This window comes from Metabacillus schmidteae (genome assembly GCF_903166545.1).
GTDB classification, from domain to species: domain Bacteria; phylum Bacillota; class Bacilli; order Bacillales; family Bacillaceae; genus Metabacillus; species Metabacillus schmidteae.
On record NZ_CAESCH010000001.1, the window covers coordinates 2,614,993 to 2,634,233 of the forward strand.

General features: G+C 35.7%; 23 protein-coding genes. 17 read left to right on the top strand and 6 right to left on the bottom strand.

Translation table 11 applies throughout. The features are described 5' to 3' along the window. Window positions 1–17: 17 nt before the first annotated feature. Entirely contained in the window at window positions 18–236 is a 219-nt protein-coding gene (locus HWV59_RS12515; RefSeq protein ID WP_102229869.1) for a hypothetical protein, read from the top strand. A gap of 336 nt (window positions 237–572) precedes the next feature. Here HWV59_RS12515 and HWV59_RS12520 read toward each other — a convergent pair whose 3' ends face one another. Together HWV59_RS12520 and HWV59_RS12525 are read right to left on the bottom strand one after the other, a co-directional pair. Further along, the gene (locus tag HWV59_RS12520; protein WP_175639006.1) at window positions 573–962 is read right to left on the bottom strand and encodes an Hsp20/alpha crystallin family protein; all 390 of its coding nucleotides are present in this window, start codon (window positions 960–962) and stop codon (window positions 573–575) included. Between the two features lie 175 nt (window positions 963–1,137). Beyond that, window positions 1,138–1,284 carry a small acid-soluble spore protein P gene (locus HWV59_RS12525; RefSeq protein WP_102229871.1) on the bottom strand — a complete coding sequence of 49 codons (147 nt, stop codon included), beginning with the start codon at window positions 1,282–1,284 and terminating at the stop codon, window positions 1,138–1,140. A 130-nt stretch (window positions 1,285–1,414) separates the two neighbouring features. Here HWV59_RS12525 and HWV59_RS12530 point away from each other — a divergent pair, with 130 nt between their 5' ends. Further along, complete coding sequence (locus HWV59_RS12530; protein WP_102229942.1) at window positions 1,415–1,675, top strand: hypothetical protein; 261 nt, start codon at window positions 1,415–1,417, stop codon at window positions 1,673–1,675. A gap of 178 nt (window positions 1,676–1,853) precedes the next feature. Here the strand turns inward: HWV59_RS12530 and sspO are convergent, their stop codons facing one another. Further along, complete coding sequence (gene sspO / locus HWV59_RS12535) at window positions 1,854–2,003, bottom strand: small acid-soluble spore protein O (RefSeq protein ID WP_102229872.1); 150 nt, start codon at window positions 2,001–2,003, stop codon at window positions 1,854–1,856. A gap of 304 nt (window positions 2,004–2,307) precedes the next feature. On the opposite strand from sspO, the gene acnA reads away from it, so the two are divergent. The 8 genes from acnA (at window position 2,308) to HWV59_RS12575 (ending at window position 7,953) form a co-directional block, all read left to right on the top strand. Then, window positions 2,308–5,034, top strand: a complete 2,727-nt coding sequence (gene acnA / locus HWV59_RS12540; protein ID WP_102229873.1) for an aconitate hydratase AcnA — start codon at window positions 2,308–2,310, stop codon at window positions 5,032–5,034. A 187-nt stretch (window positions 5,035–5,221) separates the two neighbouring features. Continuing rightward, window positions 5,222–5,653, top strand: a complete 432-nt coding sequence (locus tag HWV59_RS12545; protein ID WP_175639007.1) for a hypothetical protein — start codon at window positions 5,222–5,224, stop codon at window positions 5,651–5,653. A gap of 11 nt (window positions 5,654–5,664) precedes the next feature. Then, entirely contained in the window at window positions 5,665–6,174 is a 510-nt protein-coding gene (locus tag HWV59_RS12550; RefSeq protein ID WP_175639008.1) for a TlpA family protein disulfide reductase, read from the top strand. Between the two features lie 137 nt (window positions 6,175–6,311). Then, window positions 6,312–6,443, top strand: a complete 132-nt coding sequence (locus tag HWV59_RS12555; RefSeq protein WP_175639009.1) for an FbpB family small basic protein — start codon at window positions 6,312–6,314, stop codon at window positions 6,441–6,443. Between the two features lie 147 nt (window positions 6,444–6,590). After that, window positions 6,591–6,734 carry an acid-soluble spore protein N gene (locus HWV59_RS12560; RefSeq protein WP_102229877.1) on the top strand — a complete coding sequence of 48 codons (144 nt, stop codon included), beginning with the start codon at window positions 6,591–6,593 and terminating at the stop codon, window positions 6,732–6,734. 134 nt (window positions 6,735–6,868) lie between these two features. After that, the gene (gene tlp, locus HWV59_RS12565; protein WP_102229878.1) at window positions 6,869–7,114 is read left to right on the top strand and encodes a small acid-soluble spore protein Tlp; all 246 of its coding nucleotides are present in this window, start codon (window positions 6,869–6,871) and stop codon (window positions 7,112–7,114) included. Window positions 7,115–7,227: 113 nt separating this feature from the next. Beyond that, window positions 7,228–7,644 carry an acyl-CoA thioesterase gene (locus HWV59_RS12570; RefSeq protein WP_102229879.1) on the top strand — a complete coding sequence of 139 codons (417 nt, stop codon included), beginning with the start codon at window positions 7,228–7,230 and terminating at the stop codon, window positions 7,642–7,644. Beyond that, a complete protein-coding gene (locus tag HWV59_RS12575) occupies window positions 7,645–7,953 on the top strand; it encodes a hypothetical protein (RefSeq protein ID WP_102229880.1) in 309 nt (102 codons plus the stop codon). Window positions 7,954–8,053: 100 nt separating this feature from the next. Here the strand turns inward: HWV59_RS12575 and HWV59_RS12580 are convergent, their stop codons facing one another. Both HWV59_RS12580 and plsY read right to left on the bottom strand, forming a co-directional pair. Then, a complete protein-coding gene (locus tag HWV59_RS12580; protein WP_102229881.1) occupies window positions 8,054–8,341 on the bottom strand; it encodes a HesB/YadR/YfhF family protein in 288 nt (95 codons plus the stop codon). Window positions 8,342–8,494: 153 nt separating this feature from the next. Further along, a complete protein-coding gene (plsY, locus tag HWV59_RS12585) occupies window positions 8,495–9,079 on the bottom strand; it encodes a glycerol-3-phosphate 1-O-acyltransferase PlsY (RefSeq protein ID WP_102229882.1) in 585 nt (194 codons plus the stop codon). Between the two features lie 236 nt (window positions 9,080–9,315). Here plsY and HWV59_RS12590 point away from each other — a divergent pair, with 236 nt between their 5' ends. The 3 genes from HWV59_RS12590 (at window position 9,316) to parC (ending at window position 14,408) form a co-directional block, all read left to right on the top strand. After that, window positions 9,316–9,729: a CoA-binding protein gene (locus HWV59_RS12590; RefSeq protein ID WP_102229883.1), complete on the top strand. Its 414-nt coding sequence runs from the start codon at window positions 9,316–9,318 to the stop codon at window positions 9,727–9,729. A gap of 268 nt (window positions 9,730–9,997) precedes the next feature. After that, window positions 9,998–11,965 carry a DNA topoisomerase IV subunit B gene (parE, locus tag HWV59_RS12595; protein WP_102229884.1) on the top strand — a complete coding sequence of 656 codons (1,968 nt, stop codon included), beginning with the start codon at window positions 9,998–10,000 and terminating at the stop codon, window positions 11,963–11,965. A gap of 4 nt (window positions 11,966–11,969) precedes the next feature. Further along, window positions 11,970–14,408 carry a DNA topoisomerase IV subunit A gene (gene parC / locus HWV59_RS12600; protein WP_235991722.1) on the top strand — a complete coding sequence of 813 codons (2,439 nt, stop codon included), beginning with the start codon at window positions 11,970–11,972 and terminating at the stop codon, window positions 14,406–14,408. Between the two features lie 187 nt (window positions 14,409–14,595). Here the strand turns inward: parC and HWV59_RS12605 are convergent, their stop codons facing one another. After that, entirely contained in the window at window positions 14,596–14,946 is a 351-nt protein-coding gene (locus HWV59_RS12605) for a hypothetical protein (protein ID WP_175639011.1), read from the bottom strand. A 219-nt stretch (window positions 14,947–15,165) separates the two neighbouring features. Between HWV59_RS12605 and HWV59_RS12610 the strand changes: the two genes are divergently transcribed. From HWV59_RS12610 to HWV59_RS12625, 4 genes are all read left to right on the top strand, one after another. Then, entirely contained in the window at window positions 15,166–16,782 is a 1,617-nt protein-coding gene (locus tag HWV59_RS12610; RefSeq protein ID WP_175639012.1) for an ABC1 kinase family protein, read from the top strand. Window positions 16,783–16,917: 135 nt separating this feature from the next. Beyond that, window positions 16,918–17,382, top strand: a complete 465-nt coding sequence (locus HWV59_RS12615; protein WP_175639013.1) for a DUF2243 domain-containing protein — start codon at window positions 16,918–16,920, stop codon at window positions 17,380–17,382. Beyond that, complete coding sequence (locus HWV59_RS12620) at window positions 17,372–18,184, top strand: cytochrome c oxidase assembly protein (RefSeq protein WP_175639014.1); 813 nt, start codon at window positions 17,372–17,374, stop codon at window positions 18,182–18,184. Before HWV59_RS12615 ends, HWV59_RS12620 begins: the two co-directional genes overlap by 11 nt. Before the next feature lie 74 nt (window positions 18,185–18,258). After that, window positions 18,259–19,149, top strand: a complete 891-nt coding sequence (locus HWV59_RS12625; protein WP_175639015.1) for a TIGR01777 family oxidoreductase — start codon at window positions 18,259–18,261, stop codon at window positions 19,147–19,149. Window positions 19,150–19,241: the final 92 nt, after the last annotated feature.

Consider the following 19,241-nt stretch of genomic DNA (forward strand, 5'->3'; position numbering starts at 1 on the left):
CAGAGGTGATAATAGACATGTATTACGTCGTTTTGGACCAGGGATGTTCTGAATGTGGAGAAAGCTCAAATATTCTCGGAATCTTTACGTCTATAGATAAAGCTAAAAAAGTAAGAGATGAATATAAAATAGTGAATAACCTTGATGAATATTCAGATCATGAATTTTTTATTTACAAAATAGATGCCTTAGATAAAGTGTATCAAAATAGCTATGAACATTTAATTGAAGAATGAAACAAATGTCCCTTCTTCACATATATTGATTGAAAAAGGGGAATTTCCTTATGACGAAATATTATTGCTCAAAATGCATGTTATTGTATGAAGAGGAGCAACCTTGTATAAAGTGTGGAAATTCGGATCTTAAACATATATCAATTAGTGTCCAAAATCAGAAAGATAGGCAAGTTGAGGAAAATGGGACATGAACGAATAAGATAAGAGGCTCTCCTTTTAACTGGAGAGTCTTTTCACTTCTATTCAGAATTCGGTTTAACTATTTGAAAAACTAAAACCTAATAGGGTGTGGTGATAAAAAACTTTTCACAAATGGAAACGATTACGTTTTCATCATTGAATGATAATTTTTGAAGAAGTTTGAGTTGATGGAGAGATTTTTGATATTTTGATTTCTAAAATACCATTGGTGAAGGAGGCAGCTATTTTCTTCTTTTCAATTGGAAAGGGAAGGACAACCTTTCTTTTTCGTTCATGTTTTCCATGATTAGTTTCTAAAACGGTGATATGGAGACAATCCTGCTTTACAACTATGTTGATCATTTCTTTTTCTATTTCTTCCCCAAGCTCAGCTTCGACAATAAACTCTTCCCCAGTTTCAAATAAATCAAGACGAAATGTTTGCTCGTCTAGTAAACTGGTAAATGGATCTGTAAAAAACTGTGTCATCCATTCCTCAATTCCTTTAATGTCCATTGGATTCGAACATTTTTTTTTGCTCATTTCAATTGACCTCCACAGACTTCTTATAATAAAACTAGATCCCTTTAACATTTAATTTATTCAAAAAATTTATTGTTTGTGAAGATAATAATGTCAATTGAAGAGAAATTGATTTGAATTTGGACATATTTAAAATCAAGAAAAGAGAATGGAGATTCACCATTCTCTTCCTTCTTTACATATCATGACCTTTATTGTTCTTTTGACGAGTATGATTAGCGTTTTTTACTTTTTTTGAGCCATCCAATGGTTCTGGTTGGCCAGGATTGTTTCCTTTAGGTGCATTTTTACGCATATCTTTACTTGTATTTTTGTTCGTCATCTTCATCCCTCCTACATAATAGGATGAGTCAAAAATGAAAAAACATGCGATGTGAAGCATGAATAAAAATGATCATAATAACCAATCCTATATATGGCTTTATATAGTAGAAGAAAGGAAAGTGAAGAATATGCCATATAATAAAAATAACCAGCAATCATTCCAAGCAGCGCAACAAGGTGCAACAGATGCCTTTGATGCTTTTGATAATATTGTAAAAGACAGTGCAGATTATGGGCATCAACTAAAACACCTGGCAGAAGAAGTAAATGAAGCATATCAGCAAATTAATAATGCACTGGAAAATGCTTCTGAAACACAAAGAAAACGATTAGAACAATACCAGCGTGACCTTGAACAAATTGTTCGAGATGTAAATCAATCGGAATGATTTGAAAAGCGTTAGTACCTCGAAGGCACTCCGACAAGTATAAGACGCTCCGGATAACAGATGTTCTTGTCCTCAATTCCTGTGTGGTAGTCATTAGAGGAGTTTGGTGCTTTATACTTTCAGCTTGTACAAAGGAAAACGACGGAGTTCCGTCGTTTTTTGTCGTTATAAAAAATTATTATTGATTTTTTTTGCGTTTTTTATTGTTCTGCCTTTGAGCAGCTGTTAGCGGCTCATTTTGTAATTCTTCATTATAGCCTGTACCGATACCTTGTGCACTTGCATCATTCATACCCATTCTCACGTGGTTTGCTTTACGTTTAGCCATTCCTGCATTCACCTCCCACTTTCAAAATTAGCTTGTCTCAATTCACGGGAAACATTCAAAAAGGGCAGTTTGTAAAAAATTTTGAAAAAAGTGAAAAGTTTTTCCTCCATTTTACTTAAAAATTTGGTATAGTAGAAAAGCAATACTAGTACGCTTTCATAAGGAAACCTTATACATATCAATAACATCATTGTTATTTACTTATGTTACTACTTGTATTAAGATTAAATTGTGAAAAGTATTTAAAAATGGGGTATCATCCTTCGACATTTGTCGACCTTGATCTTTTTAAGGGGGAGAATTTATGACTAATCAAGTGACTACGAAACAAGATGCTTTCCAAGCTCGTAAAAACTTTACGGTTAATGGAAAGAAGTACAACTACTATTCATTACAAGCGCTAGAAGATGCTGGAATTGGTAACGTTTCACGTCTGCCTTATTCAGTAAAGGTTCTTTTAGAATCAGTTTTGCGTCAAGTAGACGGCAGAGTCATTACAAAAGAACATGTTGAAAACCTAGCAAAATGGGGAACTAATGACCTTAAAGAAATTGACGTTCCTTTCAAGCCTTCACGTGTTATTTTGCAGGACTTCACGGGTGTTCCAGCTGTTGTTGACTTAGCATCATTACGTAAAGCAATGGCAGATTTGGGTGGAGATCCTGATAAGATTAACCCGGAAATTCCTGTTGACCTTGTTATTGACCACTCAGTACAGGTTGATAGAGCCGGAACTCCAGATGCTCTTCAATTTAATATGGATCTTGAATTTGAGCGTAATGCAGAGCGTTACAAATTCTTAAGCTGGGCAAAGAAATCATTTGACAACTATCGTGCAGTACCACCTGCAACTGGTATTGTTCACCAAGTAAACTTGGAATATTTGGCTAACGTTGTCCATGCTGTTCAAAATGATGAAGGTGAATTTGAAGCGTTCCCAGATTCTCTAGTTGGTACAGACTCACATACAACAATGATTAATGGTATCGGTGTTCTTGGATGGGGTGTTGGTGGTATCGAAGCGGAAGCTGGTATGCTAGGACAACCATCGTATTTCCCAGTACCTGAAGTTATTGGTGTTAAATTAACAGGCGAGCTTCCAAATGGAACAACAGCTACTGACTTAGCATTAAAAGTAACTCAAGTACTACGTCAACAAGGTGTTGTTGGTAAATTCGTTGAATTCTTTGGTCCTGGTGTAGCAAAACTACCACTTGCAGACCGTGCAACAATTGCTAACATGGCGCCTGAATATGGAGCAACTTGCGGTTTCTTCCCAGTTGATGAAGAAGCTCTTAATTACATGCGCTTAACCGGCCGTGATGAAGAGCAAATTCAAGTAGTTGGGGATTACTGTAAAGCGAATGGTTTATTCTTCACACCGGAAAATGAAGATCCAATCTTTACAAAAGTGGTTGAAATTGATCTTTCTGAAATTGAAGCAAACCTTTCTGGTCCAAAGCGTCCACAGGATTTAATTCCTCTTTCAATGATGAAGGATAAATTCCATGAACATTTAGTTGCTCCTGCTGGAAACCAAGGCTTTGGTTTAGAGGCAACTGAAATAAACAAAGAAATCACTGTTAAGTTCAAAAGCGGTGAAGAAACAAACATGAAAACTGGTGCAATTGCCATTGCCGCAATTACTAGTTGTACAAATACATCTAACCCATACGTACTTGTTGCTGCAGGTCTTGTTGCGAAAAAAGCAACTGAATTAGGCTTAGAGGTACCTAAATACGTAAAAACATCTTTAGCTCCAGGATCTAAGGTTGTTACTGGATACTTAGAAAAATCTGGTTTATTACCACATCTTGAGAATCTTGGATTTAACCTTGTAGGTTATGGATGTACAACATGTATCGGGAACTCTGGTCCACTTGCTGATGAAATTGAAGAAGCAGTAGCGGCTAACGATTTATTAGTAACATCTGTATTATCTGGTAACCGTAACTTTGAAGGTCGTATTCATCCTCTTGTTAAAGGTAACTACCTAGCATCACCACCGCTTGTTGTGGCTTATGCATTAGCAGGTACTGTTGATATTGATCTACAAAGTGATTCATTAGGTAAAGACAAAGATGGTAATGATGTATTCTTTAAAGACATCTGGCCAAGTACGAATGAAATTAATGAAGTTGTTAACAAAACAGTTACACCTGAACTGTTTAGAGAACAATATGAGCAAGTATTTGATGATAATGCTCGTTGGAATGAAATTGAAACTACTGATGAAGCATTATATGTATGGGATGAGTCATCAACATACATTCAAAATCCTCCATTCTTTGAAGGGTTAGAAGCTGAACCAGGTAAAGTAGAAACTCTAAAAGACTTACGAGTTGTTGCTAAATTCGGTGATTCTGTTACAACTGACCACATATCACCTGCTGGTTCAATTGGTAAAGATACACCTGCTGGACGTTACCTACAAGAAAACGGGGTAACACCAAGAGAGTTCAACTCTTATGGTTCTCGTCGTGGTAACCACGAAGTTATGATGAGAGGTACGTTTGCAAACATCCGTATCAAAAACCAAATTGCTCCTGGTACCGAGGGAGGATACACAACTTACTGGCCAACAGGTGAAGTTAAATCAATCTATGATGCATGCATGGATTACAAGGAAGATGGTACAGGTTTAGTTGTTTTAGCTGGTAATGATTACGGAATGGGAAGCTCTCGTGACTGGGCGGCTAAAGGTACTAACCTTCTTGGAATCAAAACAGTTATTGCTCAAAGCTTTGAGCGTATCCACCGTAGTAACCTTGTGTTAATGGGTGTACTTCCTCTTCAATTTAAAGATGGAGACAGCGCAGAAACACTAGGTTTATCTGGTAAGGAAACAATTGAAGTTGAAATCGATGAAACAGTAAAACCACGTGATTTCGTGAAAGTTACTGCTACTGACGAAGCTGGCAATAAAACAGAATTTGAAGTACTAGTTCGTTTCGATAGCGAAGTAGAAATTGATTACTACCGTCATGGTGGAATCCTTCAAATGGTATTACGTGATAAATTAAAAGCTTAACATAAGGAAAAGGGAACGATATTTCGTTCCCTTTTTGTTATGCTCAATATGTACGTTAACTATATTATAACGATAGTATAGATAAAGACGTTTCTCATTTGTATTTTTATGACTATTATTAGAATTTTAATGTGTTTTCGTTGTTCTTTTCGTTAAACCATGCTTAAATGAGAAATGAAGTAATACGATGAAAGGACTTTTGCATTGTATGTATGACGCTTTACAACTTGGACCGTTTACGATTCAATATATCCTTCTGATCTACATAGGTTCGATCTTAGTTACATATTTCATTTTTGATGGATTCATTGCTGATTCAATGATAAAGAAATTTTATAAGCAGCATTATCTTACATTTTGGTTTATTATCTTTATTACATATAAATTTAGTATTGTCGTATTTGAGCCACAGCTGTTATTAACAACCCGCTGGATTTTTTTTACCGGGGGAATAAATGGCTTTTATCTTGGCTTATTAGTGGGTTTTATTTTTTTAATTTGGAAAATAAGAAAAGAAAATATCCCGGTAAAGTTTTTTATACTAACGCTAATGGGACTTTTGTTAACCTTTACGCTCGTATTTCAATTAATTAAGTTTCTTGTATTGTCCGTTCTTTAGGAGGTAAATAAATGAAAAAGGTTTTGGCGATTTCTATTTTGATTTTCCTTATAGGTTACGCTGTTTATTTTGCTATAAATCCAAGTTCACCAAAAGTAGGTGTATCTGAAGGAAGTGCTGCACCTGATTTTGAATTAGAAACTCTAAGTGGAGAGAGCATGAGTTTATCGAGTTTAAAAGGTAAAAAAGTAATAATCAATTTTTGGGCGACCTGGTGTCCACCATGTCGATCTGAAATGCCTGATATGCAAAAAATTCAAAATGAACACAATGGTGATGTAGTCGTATTAGCGGTGAACCTTACGAGTTCTGAGAACAGTGTAGAAACAGTTGACAGCTTTGTAAAAGAATTAGGGTTGACATTTCCTGTATTACTTGATGGAAAAGGGAAAATCAATAATCAATTTGAAGTGCTATCATATCCTACGTCCTATTTTGTAGATGAAAATGGTGTGATTCAAACGAAATTTGTTGGGGCGTTATCATATGATCAGATGAATGATTTTCTTAATAATCTTTAAACCTTTAAACCGTACCTAAATTGGTTCGGTTTTTTAATTTTTCTAATACATAAATTTCATTACTTTTCAAAATATCGATTTAAATGTCAGAAAATTGGGTATCCTTTATTTAAATTAAGACGGAGGTGAAAGGCAACATGAGAAAAACAAGAAAAAAATCATTTGAAGAGTTAGTAAAAGAAAATAAACAGCAATTGTTACAAGATCGAGTAGCACTTGATTTATTGGAGGAACGATGGGAGCAACGTGTTCTAAAAAGATTGGATTAATTGGTCTGCCGGTACAAAATGAATGTAAAATTTTTTTGTATAAAAACAACTAAGGCTAACATTATTATTGTTTCGAGGCAAGCCAAGTTTTTCTAATCATTGTATCCCCTCATAAAGGGTATTCTACTTGTTGAGGAGGCGATAACAATGGCAGGTCAAAACGATAAACAAACTCATTTTAATCCCAATCATGTAGGTACAAAATCACGTGGCTTCGGGAACAATAAAGGTAAACAAATGCAGGATACTTCCGGAAAACATGCTCAAGTGATTCAAACAAAAGGCGAGTAATAGTAGGTAGTTATATTATAAGATAGAAATTCTTTCAATTAACATAAAACGTGTTTAAAATCTTCTTCAAAAAAGCAGACTAACATTGTTTCATTGCTTTTCATATTACTTCACAATGAGAGGAAGGATACACGATGACAAAACATACTAGACCAAATCCAGATGATCGTTCTGATAATGTAGAGAAGCTTCAAAGCATGGTTCAAAACACAATAGAAAATATTGAAGAAGCACAGGACTCCATGCAATTTGCAAATTCAGAAGAGCGTGAACGTATTGAAGCTAAAAACCTTCGCCGTGAGGAAAGTATCAATGCGATGCGCAATGAAATTAAAGATGAAGCACAAGCTCGAGAAAATGGATATCGTTATGATCAGTAAATAAACCAGGCTTCTAGCCTGGTTTATATTTTTAGCCACACAAAAAAAGATATGTTATTATTGGTTGAAGTTATCGTTAGTAATGGATCATCGAAACAAGGAGAGAAGAAAGAATGCTTATATCAAAAGCTGAGATTGAAGTCCGGTATGCGGAAACAGATCAAATGGGTGTTGTATACCATGCAAATTATTTAGTTTGGATGGAAGTGGGGAGAACAAAACTAATTCAAGATCTTGGTTTTTCTTATGCTGGAATGGAAGAACAGGGAATTATTTCACCAGTCATAGACTTGGAAATTTCATATAAAAAACCAATGAGATACGGTGAAACAGCTACAATTCACACATGGATTGATGAATATAATGGGATTAAAAGTGTATATGGATATGAAATATATTCACCAGCCGGTGAGCTATCTGTTCAAGCAAAATCAAGTCATGTTTGTGTGAACAAGGAGACATTTAGACCTGTTAAATTTAAAAAGATGTTCCCTGATTGGCATGAAGCATATGAGAAGGCGAAAAAATAAATGGCATTTGGCATTTCCCGTAAAGAATTACATACATGGAAACAGGAGATTGATAAGGGGAACATTGCGTTTTTAACTCATTTTTGGGTGGACGAACGGTTTCCAAACAGTCATTGCGTGACAAAGGTTGGCTGTAAGGATATTGAAAAATTAGCAAAATGGGGTAAGCAATACGGATTAAAAGAAGAATGGATTCACCATTATAAGCATTATCCTCATTTTGATTTGATGGGAACAACACAATTGACCATTTTGCAAGAAAATGGTCTGGAAGACCACATACAACGTTTTAAAATACGAATAACTTAGCTTAAGGGGAAATTTCACTAGACAATAGAACTTGTGAAATTTCCCCTTTTTCCGTGCAATGCCAGTTTTAATAATTAGATGCCATTTAAAATGGTCTAAATTAATTATATTGAAAAACAGGTTCTTCAGCATCTTCATCTAAATCAACATGTAAATCATGCTGATCAAAATACCATAAATCACGATTTTCAACAAAGAATGTAATTCCTTTACTTTCTACACTGGATCCGATTTCTTCTGGTACTTGCTTTACTACTCCGAGTGAAAAGCCTTTTTGTACATTACTACATCCACCATATCTAACAAAAAATTGAACTGTGTCACCTTCTTCAAGTTGTAATTCATTTATATACCAATCAGCTGCTTTGTTATCAATGGTTATTTTCAAGACCGAACACTCCTTATGTTTTTTATCTTAAATTTATTATAGTATAGATGTGTTGATAGGGCTAATAATGAATCTTACGAAAAAAATAAAAAGAAGATGAAGTAAAGCAAAATCTCTTCTTTCGAAAAGTTCTGTTTTACTTATCTCCTCAAGTTATAGCCACTTTACTTTAGGTTCTGTTTTATTCATTATACGTTTAATATTTGCACGATGGCGATAGATAACAAACCCAGTCATAAGTGTTATGACTATGATAAGGGGAATGTCCTTTGTAAACAAACTGTAGATGATCCCATACACACCTGCAAGCATAGAAGAAAGTGATACATATTTTGAAATATAAAGAACGATAAAAAAGAAGGCTAACATTGTAATGAACAATAGCGGTACGTAACATAATAGTACGCCCCCAGATGTGGCAACTGCTTTTCCGCCTCTAAATTTTGCGAAAATTGGATATGTATGTCCGATAACGGCGAAAATCCCTACTAACAATTGATGCAGGTGATCAAGACCGAAGATTAAAGGTAGGGCAGCAGCAAGTGTTCCTTTTAAGATATCTGCACCTGTAACGATTAAGCCTGCTTTTACACCTAATGTCCGAAATGTGTTTGTTCCACCTAAATTCCCGCTCCCATGTTCCCGTATGTCAATTCCATACCCAAGCTTGCCTACAATAAGACCTGATGGAATGGAGCCTAGTAAATAAGCTAAGATAAAAATAATGGCTTCAATCATGTTTGTACTCCTTTGCGTATTCTTTCTATATTCTATCATGATAACTGAAAAAAACACTATGAGAGAATAAAAAAAGATAAAAACTCTCATGTTATTAGTAACATTCTTATGACGTACATAGTATAAGAGATAAGTTACAATTCCATACAAATGGGAATTGATTCCAGATAGTCTAGGCAAATTCATTGTTTGGTGTGTCTCAAACTTGTTATGATAGAGGAAAAGGAGATGGGATAATGGCAATTGAAAATCCATCAAGAGAAGAAATTGGCCAAATTTTAAAGAACAGTAAGACGATAGCGGTTGTCGGTTTATCTAACAATCCTGATCGTACATCATATTTGGTAAGTAAAGCTATGCAGGACGCGGGATACAAAATTATTCCTGTAAATCCGACGGTTGATGAAGTATTAGGTCAAAAAGCAGTAGGACGTTTGAGTGAAATAAAAGACCATGTTGATATCGTAAATGTTTTTCGCCGTTCAGAACATTTGTTGGAGGTTGCACAGGAATTTTTGAAAATAGACGCAGACGTATACTGGGCTCAGCTTGGATTAGAAAATGAAGAAGCGTATCAATTATTGAAAGACAATAATAAAACCGTTATCATGAATCGTTGTATTAAGGTTGAGCATGCTATGACAAAGTAATTTATTTGCTTATTTTTAAGAAAATCCTTGTATAAACAAGGATTTTTATTTTATTATGCGAATACTGTTTCCTAAAACCAATTTACCATATACAATAAAGCATGGATAAGAGGCAATTGGTAAGATAATAAGTGTAAGAAAACTTTAACTTGATTTTCTCTGCTTTTGTGGGGGTTGTCGATCTGCAAATTATTGTATAAAATACTAAAACATGCGTTCTATTGTGAAAAAAGATTTAATTGTTTGTCACTGAAAGGGGTTTAGTCGCTTGGGAAAGAAGCAACAGTTTGATTATAATGATGATGCGATTCAAGTCCTCGAAGGTCTTGAGGCTGTAAGAAAACGACCTGGTATGTACATTGGTAGTACTGATAGTCGGGGGTTGCATCATCTTGTGTACGAAATCGTAGATAACTCTGTGGACGAGGCTTTAGCAGGCCACGGAGATCATATAATTGTAAAAATACATAAAGATAACAGTATATCTGTTCAAGATAAGGGACGAGGAATGCCGATTGGTATGCACAAACTCGGAAAACCTACACCTGAAGTCATCTTAACGGTCCTTCATGCTGGTGGAAAGTTCGGGCAAGGTGGTTACAAAACAAGTGGTGGTTTACATGGGGTAGGTGCATCAGTTGTTAATGCCCTCTCAGAGTGGCTTGTTGTGACGATTCAACGCGATGGTTTTATTTATGAACAGCGATTTGAAAACGGCGGGAAGCCGGTGACAACCTTAGAGAAAAAAGGAAAAACGAGCAAAACCGGTACAAAAATTCATTTTAAACCGGATCCAACCATGTTTAGTACGACAACTTATAACTTTGAAACATTAAGTGAACGTCTACGTGAGTCTGCTTTTCTTTTGAAAGGGTTTAAAATTGAGTTAATCGATGAACGTCATGATCAATCTGAAGTTTATCATTATGAAACTGGTATTGAAGCATTTGTTACATACTTAAATGAAGAGAAAGATGCGTTACATCAAGTTGTTTCATTTGAGGGTGAACAAAATGGCATTGAAGCTGAATTTGCTTTTCAATTCAATGATGGGTATTCAGAAAATATTTTATCGTTCGTTAATAATGTTCGGACAAAAGACGGCGGAACTCATGAAGCCGGCTCTAAAACAGCGATGACAAGAGCATTTAATGAATATGCGAGAAAAACAGGATTACTAAAAGAAAAAGATAAAAACTTGGAAGGTTCTGATATTCGGGAAGGCTTATCAGCGATCGTATCAGTAAGAATTCCTGAAGAGCTTTTACAATTTGAAGGTCAAACAAAAGGAAAGCTTGGAACAAGTGAAGCAAGATCAGCAGTTGATGCCATTGTGTCTGAAAACCTTTCATACTTTTTAGAAGAAAATCCTGATGCAGGAACACTACTTGTTAAAAAGGCGATCAAAGCTTTTCAAGCGAGAGAGGCAGCCCGCAAAGCACGTGAGGAAGCTCGAAGCGGTAAAAAGCGAAAGCGCTCAGAAACAACATTAAGTGGTAAGCTTACTCCAGCACAGTCACGTAATCCATTAAAAAATGAATTATATCTTGTTGAGGGTGACTCTGCAGGTGGTTCTGCTAAACAAGGTAGAGACCGCAGATTCCAAGCTGTTCTTCCTTTAAGAGGAAAGGTTATTAATACAGAAAAAGCGAAGTTGGCGGACATTTTTAAAAATGAGGAAATTAACACGATTATTCATGCAATTGGAGCGGGTGTTGGAGCAGAATTTACTTTAGAAGATATAAATTATGACAAAGTCATTATTATGACTGATGCCGACACGGATGGTGCCCATATTCAAGTACTTTTATTGACGTTCTTTTATCGTTATATGAAACCGCTAATCGAAAACGGAAAAGTATTTATTGCCCTGCCACCTCTTTACAAAGTAAGTAAAGGGTCAGGCAAGAAGGAAGTTATTGAGTATGCATGGTCTGATGATGAACTAAGTGATGCTATTTCTAAAGTTGGAAAAGGTTATATGATCCAGCGATACAAAGGTCTTGGAGAAATGAATGCAGATCAGCTTTGGGAAACAACAATGAACCCAGAATCAAGAACGCTTATTCGCGTGAAAATTGATGATGCAGCCCGTGCTGAGAGACGTGTAACAACACTTATGGGTGATAAAGTAGAACCACGCAGAAAATGGATTGAAAGCAATGTTGCTTTTGGTCTTGATGAAGAAACAAATATATTAGAAAATGAGCACTTATCGGTCGCAGAGGAGGTATAAGCTTTTGAATAATTCAGTAGAAGTATATCGCGATTTACCTCTTGAAGATGTGCTTGGTGACCGTTTTGGACGTTATAGTAAGTACATTATTCAAGATCGTGCATTACCAGATGCACGTGATGGATTAAAACCTGTACAACGAAGAATTTTATATGCAATGCATGTTGACGGGAATACAAATGATAAAAACTATCGTAAATCAGCAAAAACAGTTGGTAATGTTATTGGTAATTATCATCCTCATGGAGATTCATCTGTTTATGATGCCATGGTTCGGATGAGTCAAGACTGGAAGGTCCGCAATTTACTCATTCAAATGCATGGAAATAATGGAAGTATTGATGGTGACCCACCTGCCGCAATGCGTTATACTGAAGCAAGATTATCGGCAATTGCTTCAGAATTATTGCGAGACATTGAAAAAGAAACCGTTGAATTTGTTCCAAACTTTGATGATACTAGTAAGGAACCATTAGTGTTGCCGGCAATGTTTCCAAACCTGTTAGTGAATGGTTCAACAGGTATTTCGGCTGGTTATGCTACAGACATTCCACCGCATCATTTAGGGGAAGTTATTGATGCCGTCATTAAACGAATGGATAAGCCAACATGTACTGTTGATGAGTTAATGACAGTCATCAAAGGTCCGGATTTTCCAACAGGTGGAATTATTCAAGGTGTTGAGGGGATTAAGAAAGCCTATGAGACAGGTAAAGGGAAAATTATTGTTCGTGGGAAAGCGGAAATAGAAGAGGTTCGTGGTGGTAAACAGCAAATCACCGTTACAGAAATTCCATTTGAAGTAAATAAAGCTAATCTCGTTAAGCGCATTGATGAATTCAGAATCGAACGTAAGGTTGAAGGAATTGCTGAAGTACGTGATGAGACAGATCGTACAGGATTACGTATTGTGATTGAGTTGAAAAAAGATGCAAATGCTGCAGGAGTTCTGAATTATCTATATAAAAACAGTGATTTGCAAATTACATATAACTTTAATATGGTCGCGATACATAATCGTCGCCCTATGTTAATGAGTTTAACTTCTATCCTTGATGCCTATATTGGACATCAAAAAGAGGTTGTGTCTAATCGTTCTAAATATGAACTGCGAAAAGCGCAGGAACGACAGCATATTGTCGAAGGTCTAATTAAGGCTTTATCTATTTTGGATGAAGTAATTGCAACTATCCGTGCTTCTAAGGACAAGAGAGATGCGAAAGATAATTTAATTCAAAAATACCAATTCTCAGAGCCGCAAGCAGAAGCAATTGTTTCGTTACAGCTTTATCGTTTAACAAATACAGATATTACAGCATTAAGAAATGAAGCAGAAGAGCTGGCTAATAAAATTGAAGAATTAACAAATATTCTTAATGATGAAAAAGTCTTATTAAAAGTCATTAAAAACGATCTTAAAAGAGTGAAGAAAACTTATGCAGATGAACGTCGCTCTGTCATTGAAGCAGAAATTGAAGAAATTAAGATTAATCTTGAAGTAATGGTAGCATCTGAAGATGTGATTGTAACTGTTACTAAAGACGGTTATGTGAAACGAACAAGCCAAAGGTCCTATGCAGCATCTAATGGGCAAGATTTTGGTATGAAAGAAAAGGATCGTTTACTTTCTAAAATTGACATTAATACAACAGATGTTGTGCTGTTGTTTACGAATAAAGGAAATTACTTATACTGTCCGGTACATGAACTGCCTGATATTCGCTGGAAAGATCTAGGGCAACATATTGCCAATATTATCCCAATTGATCGTGATGAAGAAATAATCAAGGCAATCCCAGTTAAAAACTTTGAAGAACCTTCTTTCGTAACGTTTGTGACTAAGTCGGGGATGGTGAAAAAATCTGAGCTTAATGTATATAAAGCACAACGATATTCAAAACCACTTGTTGCTGTAAATCTTAAAGGTGATGACAGTGTGGTGGATGTGCACCTCACAACAGGTAATGAGGATTTATTCATAGTTACACACTTGGGTTATGGATTATGGTTTACAGAAGAAGAAGTGAATATTGTTGGTCCACGGGCTGCTGGAGTAAAAGGGATTAACTTAAAGCCGGATGATTATGTTGTAAGTGGAAATGTATTAAAACCGAATACAAAAGCATTTTTAGTGATCGCTACACAAAGAGGTGCAGTGAAAAAAATGTCTCTGAATGACTTTGAAAAGTCATCTAGAGCTAAGCGTGGGCTCATTATGCTAAGAGAACTTAAAAATAATCCACATCGAATTGTCGGTGCTGGGATTGTTTATAAGAACGAAGAATTTTTCCTTGAATCTGAAAAAGGTCTGATCGAAAGTGTTGATGTATCAACAATAAGAGCAAATGATCGATACAGTAACGGTTCATTTATAATGGATGAGCAGGATGCAGGGTCTGTGAAAGAAACATGGATAGAACAATCAGAGGAAATTGAAAAGTAAAGAACGAAAAGGCTGATCCATAGAGGATCAGCCTTTTTATACGTTTATTTTTTTTGAAAATAGTCTGTAAACGCATGAACAATTTCAATACCTTGGTACGTAAATAGACTTAAAGCTGTTACTGAAAACAATACGATCGGAATCAATCTTAATACAAACATCATTTATATAACCTCCAATTTTTCAATTAATTTATTTGGAATGATTGAAATAAACGATCTTTAGAAAAATAAGAAGATTGATAATAAACAGCATACAAAAATTGCCTAATTCGTTGTCTCCGTATAGCAAAATAGCTAAATAGCAATAATGTTAGTGAAATTAATACTGTATAAACAATTTCCGGCATACTGCCATATAAATCAAATTGCTTTTGATCTTCTTCCAGTATTGTATATCCAGATGCTGCGTCATTTTCTACGGCAACCACTTTACCTAGACTAATAGGATGATGTACTTGCGACATTGAAACGAGATGTATGCTAGTAATGAAGATCAATAGCAAAAATAATGATTTAAATAGCAAACGTTGTCTCAATGATCTCACCCCTTTGCCAATTCATAGACCTATCTTAATCCTTTTTTTACAATTTGAAAAGACATTTGTTTTGAAACTTGACAGGATACATTTATGAAAGGGTTAACATCTCTTTTGCAATAAGAAAATGAACAATTTGCTAATAAATGGTATAATTTAGAAGGATAAAAAGAAAAGTTCTTTGAGATTCGAGTTAAAAAATAATAATGAGGTATTTAGATGGCAGTGAAAAGTAAATGGAAACGAATGTATAAGGTTCTAGTATTATTTTTCTCAATTTTTCTCAAAATCTATTGGTATAAATTAAGGAAAAAGTCTGAAGCCGAGTGGGAAGAATTATGGTGTGAAATTGGTAAGAACTTTCGTAAAACATTATTTGAATTAGGCGGTCTCTTAATCAAAATTGGACAAATCTTGAGTATTCGCTCTGATCTACTTCCCCATGGTTTTATCAGCCAAATTCAAGATTTAACCGACAAGGTCCCGCCTTCAAACTGGGATGAAATCGAAAAGCAATTGGAAAATGAGTGGGGAGAAAAGCCTGAATACCATTTACGCTCAATTGAACATCATTCAATTGCTTCAGCATCAATTGGAGAGGTGTATAAAGGAGTCTTAAAGGATGGTACAGCTGTTGCAATAAAGGTCCAGAGACCGCATATTCAATCGATTATTCAAACAGACTTTCGTACATTAAGAATCATTATTTGGTTTGCTGACCATTTTGTGCCGGTTCCAAAGGGATTTATTAATTTTAAGGTGTTATTCAAAGAATTAAAGCAAGTGATCGAACAAGAACTGGATTTTCAACGAGAAATGAAAGCACTCAAATACTTTAAGGACCGTTATCAGTCCTCAGATATCGTGAAAATTCCTTCAGTATACAAGGAACTTTGTACACCCAAGATTCTTGTCATGGAATGGATTGATGGGATAAGGATTACGAATGAACAGCAAATGAATCAGTTGCCTTTAAGCAGGGAGGAGCTTGCGAAACGGTTAATGAGTGTTTTTCTTCCACAATGGTTAGAGCCTGGATTGTTTCATGCAGATCCTCATCCAGGAAACATTCTTTTTTCATCAGATGGAAAAGTTATTTTGTTAGATTTTGGAATGGTCGGAGAGATCTCAAAAAAGGATGCTGCTTATTTCCAAAGTTTAATCGGTAGTATACTAGCTAAAGATTATACAAAAGCAGTAGAATGCTTATATCAATTAGAATTTTTACATTCCCAGGAAAACTCCCGAACGATGGAAAAATTGATGGAAGAGCTTGTGTCCTTTGATCCAACTCAACTAAAAGAAGCAGATTTACTAAAATTAAAACTCGAAATGAATGATCTTTTACAAGCTTTGCCGATTCAAGTGCCGACTAGATTCGTATTTTTAGGTCGGGCAGTAGTTACCATTGAAGGGAATATACGAAATCTGGTTCCAGATCAAGAATTGTTAGAGCTTGGTAAGCCTGTTTTTATGAAATGGTTACAAACACAAGGCAATAACAAATGGGCATTTTTGTGGCAATGGGCACAGTCTCAACCACTTTTTAAAATTATTCATTCCGCAACTGAATTCCTTCAAGCTCCTAACAAGTATGAAATGGTAAAAGAAACGGAACAAAGAAGACATTTTCAGTTTACCATTATTGAAAATAATAAAAAGCGTTGCTTTCAACTTGTTTTAGTTGGTCTTATAGGAATTGGTTATGGTATTGTCTCTTCACAGGCTATATTGTGGCAATTATCTGGTAGTCTAACACTCCTTTCTGTTATTGGATATGGTATTTATGGGTACAGACTAAAAAAGTGGATGAAATATATGCAAGAGGGACGTTAGGATTTGTATAGAAAAGGCTAAACTCATAAAGATGGAGTTTAGCCTATTTGCATAGTGTATGTAACGGGTATAGGAATTCGGAGGCACCGTCAATACTTTATTAACGTCATTACTTTTTTAGGGGGACCTTATATTATGGATACTAAAAGAAGTCTTTGGGCCGGTATCTTTTTCGGAATAGGATTTGTCGCATTTATTGATGAAACGGTATTTCATCAGTTATTACATTGGCACCATTTTTATGATCAATCAACAACGGAAATTGGACTAATTTCTGATGGACTTTTTCATGCTTTTAGTTGGTTTGCTACTGTGATGGGGTTATTTATGTTCGCTGATCTCCGTCGCAGGGGGCAGTTCTCTGTGAAAAGATGGTGGGGAGGTTCTTTGATTGGTTCTGGAGGTTTTCAGCTTTATGATGGGACAATTCAACACAAGCTTATGAGAATCCATCAAATTAGGTATGTAGACGAGGTGTTCGTCTATGATTTAGTCTGGAATGGGGTTGCGATCATTATGATTCTTTCGGGGATTATTTTGTTGAATCAGTCTAAAAAACAAGAAAAGTTGAATAGAGGGAATAAGGCATATGATCAATAATCTCCATCATGAAGGTGTCATTCCTTATCATCAATTATTATTAATTTTCCTATTTTTATTAGTGGTAGGTTATTTAGCAGCTGTTATTCACTTACAACATAAAAGGAAGAACTGGTCGATCATCAAATTCTACTACTGGTTAATGGGAGTGACATGCATAAGTTTGGCATTCGTTGGACCTATTGCAAGCCAAGCACACCACCATTTTATGTATCATATGATTGGACATATATTGCTAGGAATGCTTGGTCCTCTTCTTCTTGTATTGGCAAGTCCAATCACCTTACTTTTTAACATTTTACCTGTGAAATATGCACGGAAGTTAGCAGCCATACTAAAAGGATGGCCCTTTAAAATCCTGTCTGAGCCCATTGTTACAACGTTTCTAAATGTGGGTGGATTATGGATTCTCTATACAACAGACCTTTTCTCGCTCATGCATGAGAACGCAATGATAGCTAGCCTGATTCATCTCCACATGTTTTTGGCAGGCTATGCTTTCACTTTCTCTATTCTATGTATAGACTCATCAGCACATAAAACGTCATTTCCATATCGAGCTTCAATCTTAATTTTAGCTATCGCAGCTCATGGAATATTGTCTAAACTACTATATGTTCATCCGCCTTCAGGGATAACCCGAAATGAAGCTGAGTTAGGCGCGCTGGTTATGTATTATGGTGGGGATGTAATTGATCTTGGATTAATTTTTATCCTTTGTCTTCAATGGTACCGTGTAAGAGGAAGGAAGCTTGAAAAAATCCCCAAAAAGACGACCAATTCAATGAAAGAATCATTCTGATATTCCATATCTCCCTTCTCTCTGTATACATATGGTAAACTTTAGGTAATCAAGTGGTGATAAGGATGGGGAAAATGAAGAAGAAAATTGTATTGGCTGGAGGAACGGGTTTTATCGGACAATTTTTCGAGCGGGAATTTATCAAACTCGGTTATGATGTGATCATCATATCAAGACGACCACAACATGTTTCGTGGGAAAATGAAAAAGCTATTGTTGAGGCATTAAATCATGCTGAACTCCTCATTAACCTTGCAGGTAAGTCAGTCAACTGTCGCTATAATGAGAAAAATAAGCGGGAAATTATGAATTCAAGATTAATGACAACGAACCGATTAGGAGAAGCAATTAAACGTTGTACAACTCCGCCTAAATTGTGGATTAATTCAAGCACAGCAACAATCTACCGTCATGCAGAAGATCGACCGATGACAGAATTAGATGGAGAAATTGGTTCCGGTTTTTCCGTAGATGTTGCAACATCATGGGAAGAAGCCTTCTTTTCATTTCATTTTCCAAATACAAGACAAATAGCCTTGCGAATTGCGATCGTCTTAGGAAAAAATGGAGGAGTTATGATCCCTTATCGAAACTTAGTCAAGTTTGGCTTAGGTGGTAATCAAGGAACAGGGCATCAAAAATTCAGTTGGATTCATGTAGAAGATTTGTTCAGGATTGTTTTGTTTTTGCAGAATAGACAAGATCTTGAAGGTGTATTCAATTGCTCAGCTCCACATCCAGTAACGAACCAGGAATTGATGCAAAATCTGCGAACAGTAATGAATGTTTCTTTTGGATTTCCGGCACCTAAATGGATGCTTGAGTTAGGGTCAATCTTCATTCGTACGGAAACGGAGCTTGTATTGAAAAGTCGTTGGGTCTTACCTGATAGACTACTAAAAGAAGGATTTTCGTTTACATACGATACTCTTGATAAAACATTAGAGGATGTACTATTAGCTTAATGACAGATAATAAATGAATAGCGTAGAAATGAATCTCCGATAATAGATGCATAATTAATTATTAAAAATTTACATTTAAGTCTTGAATATTT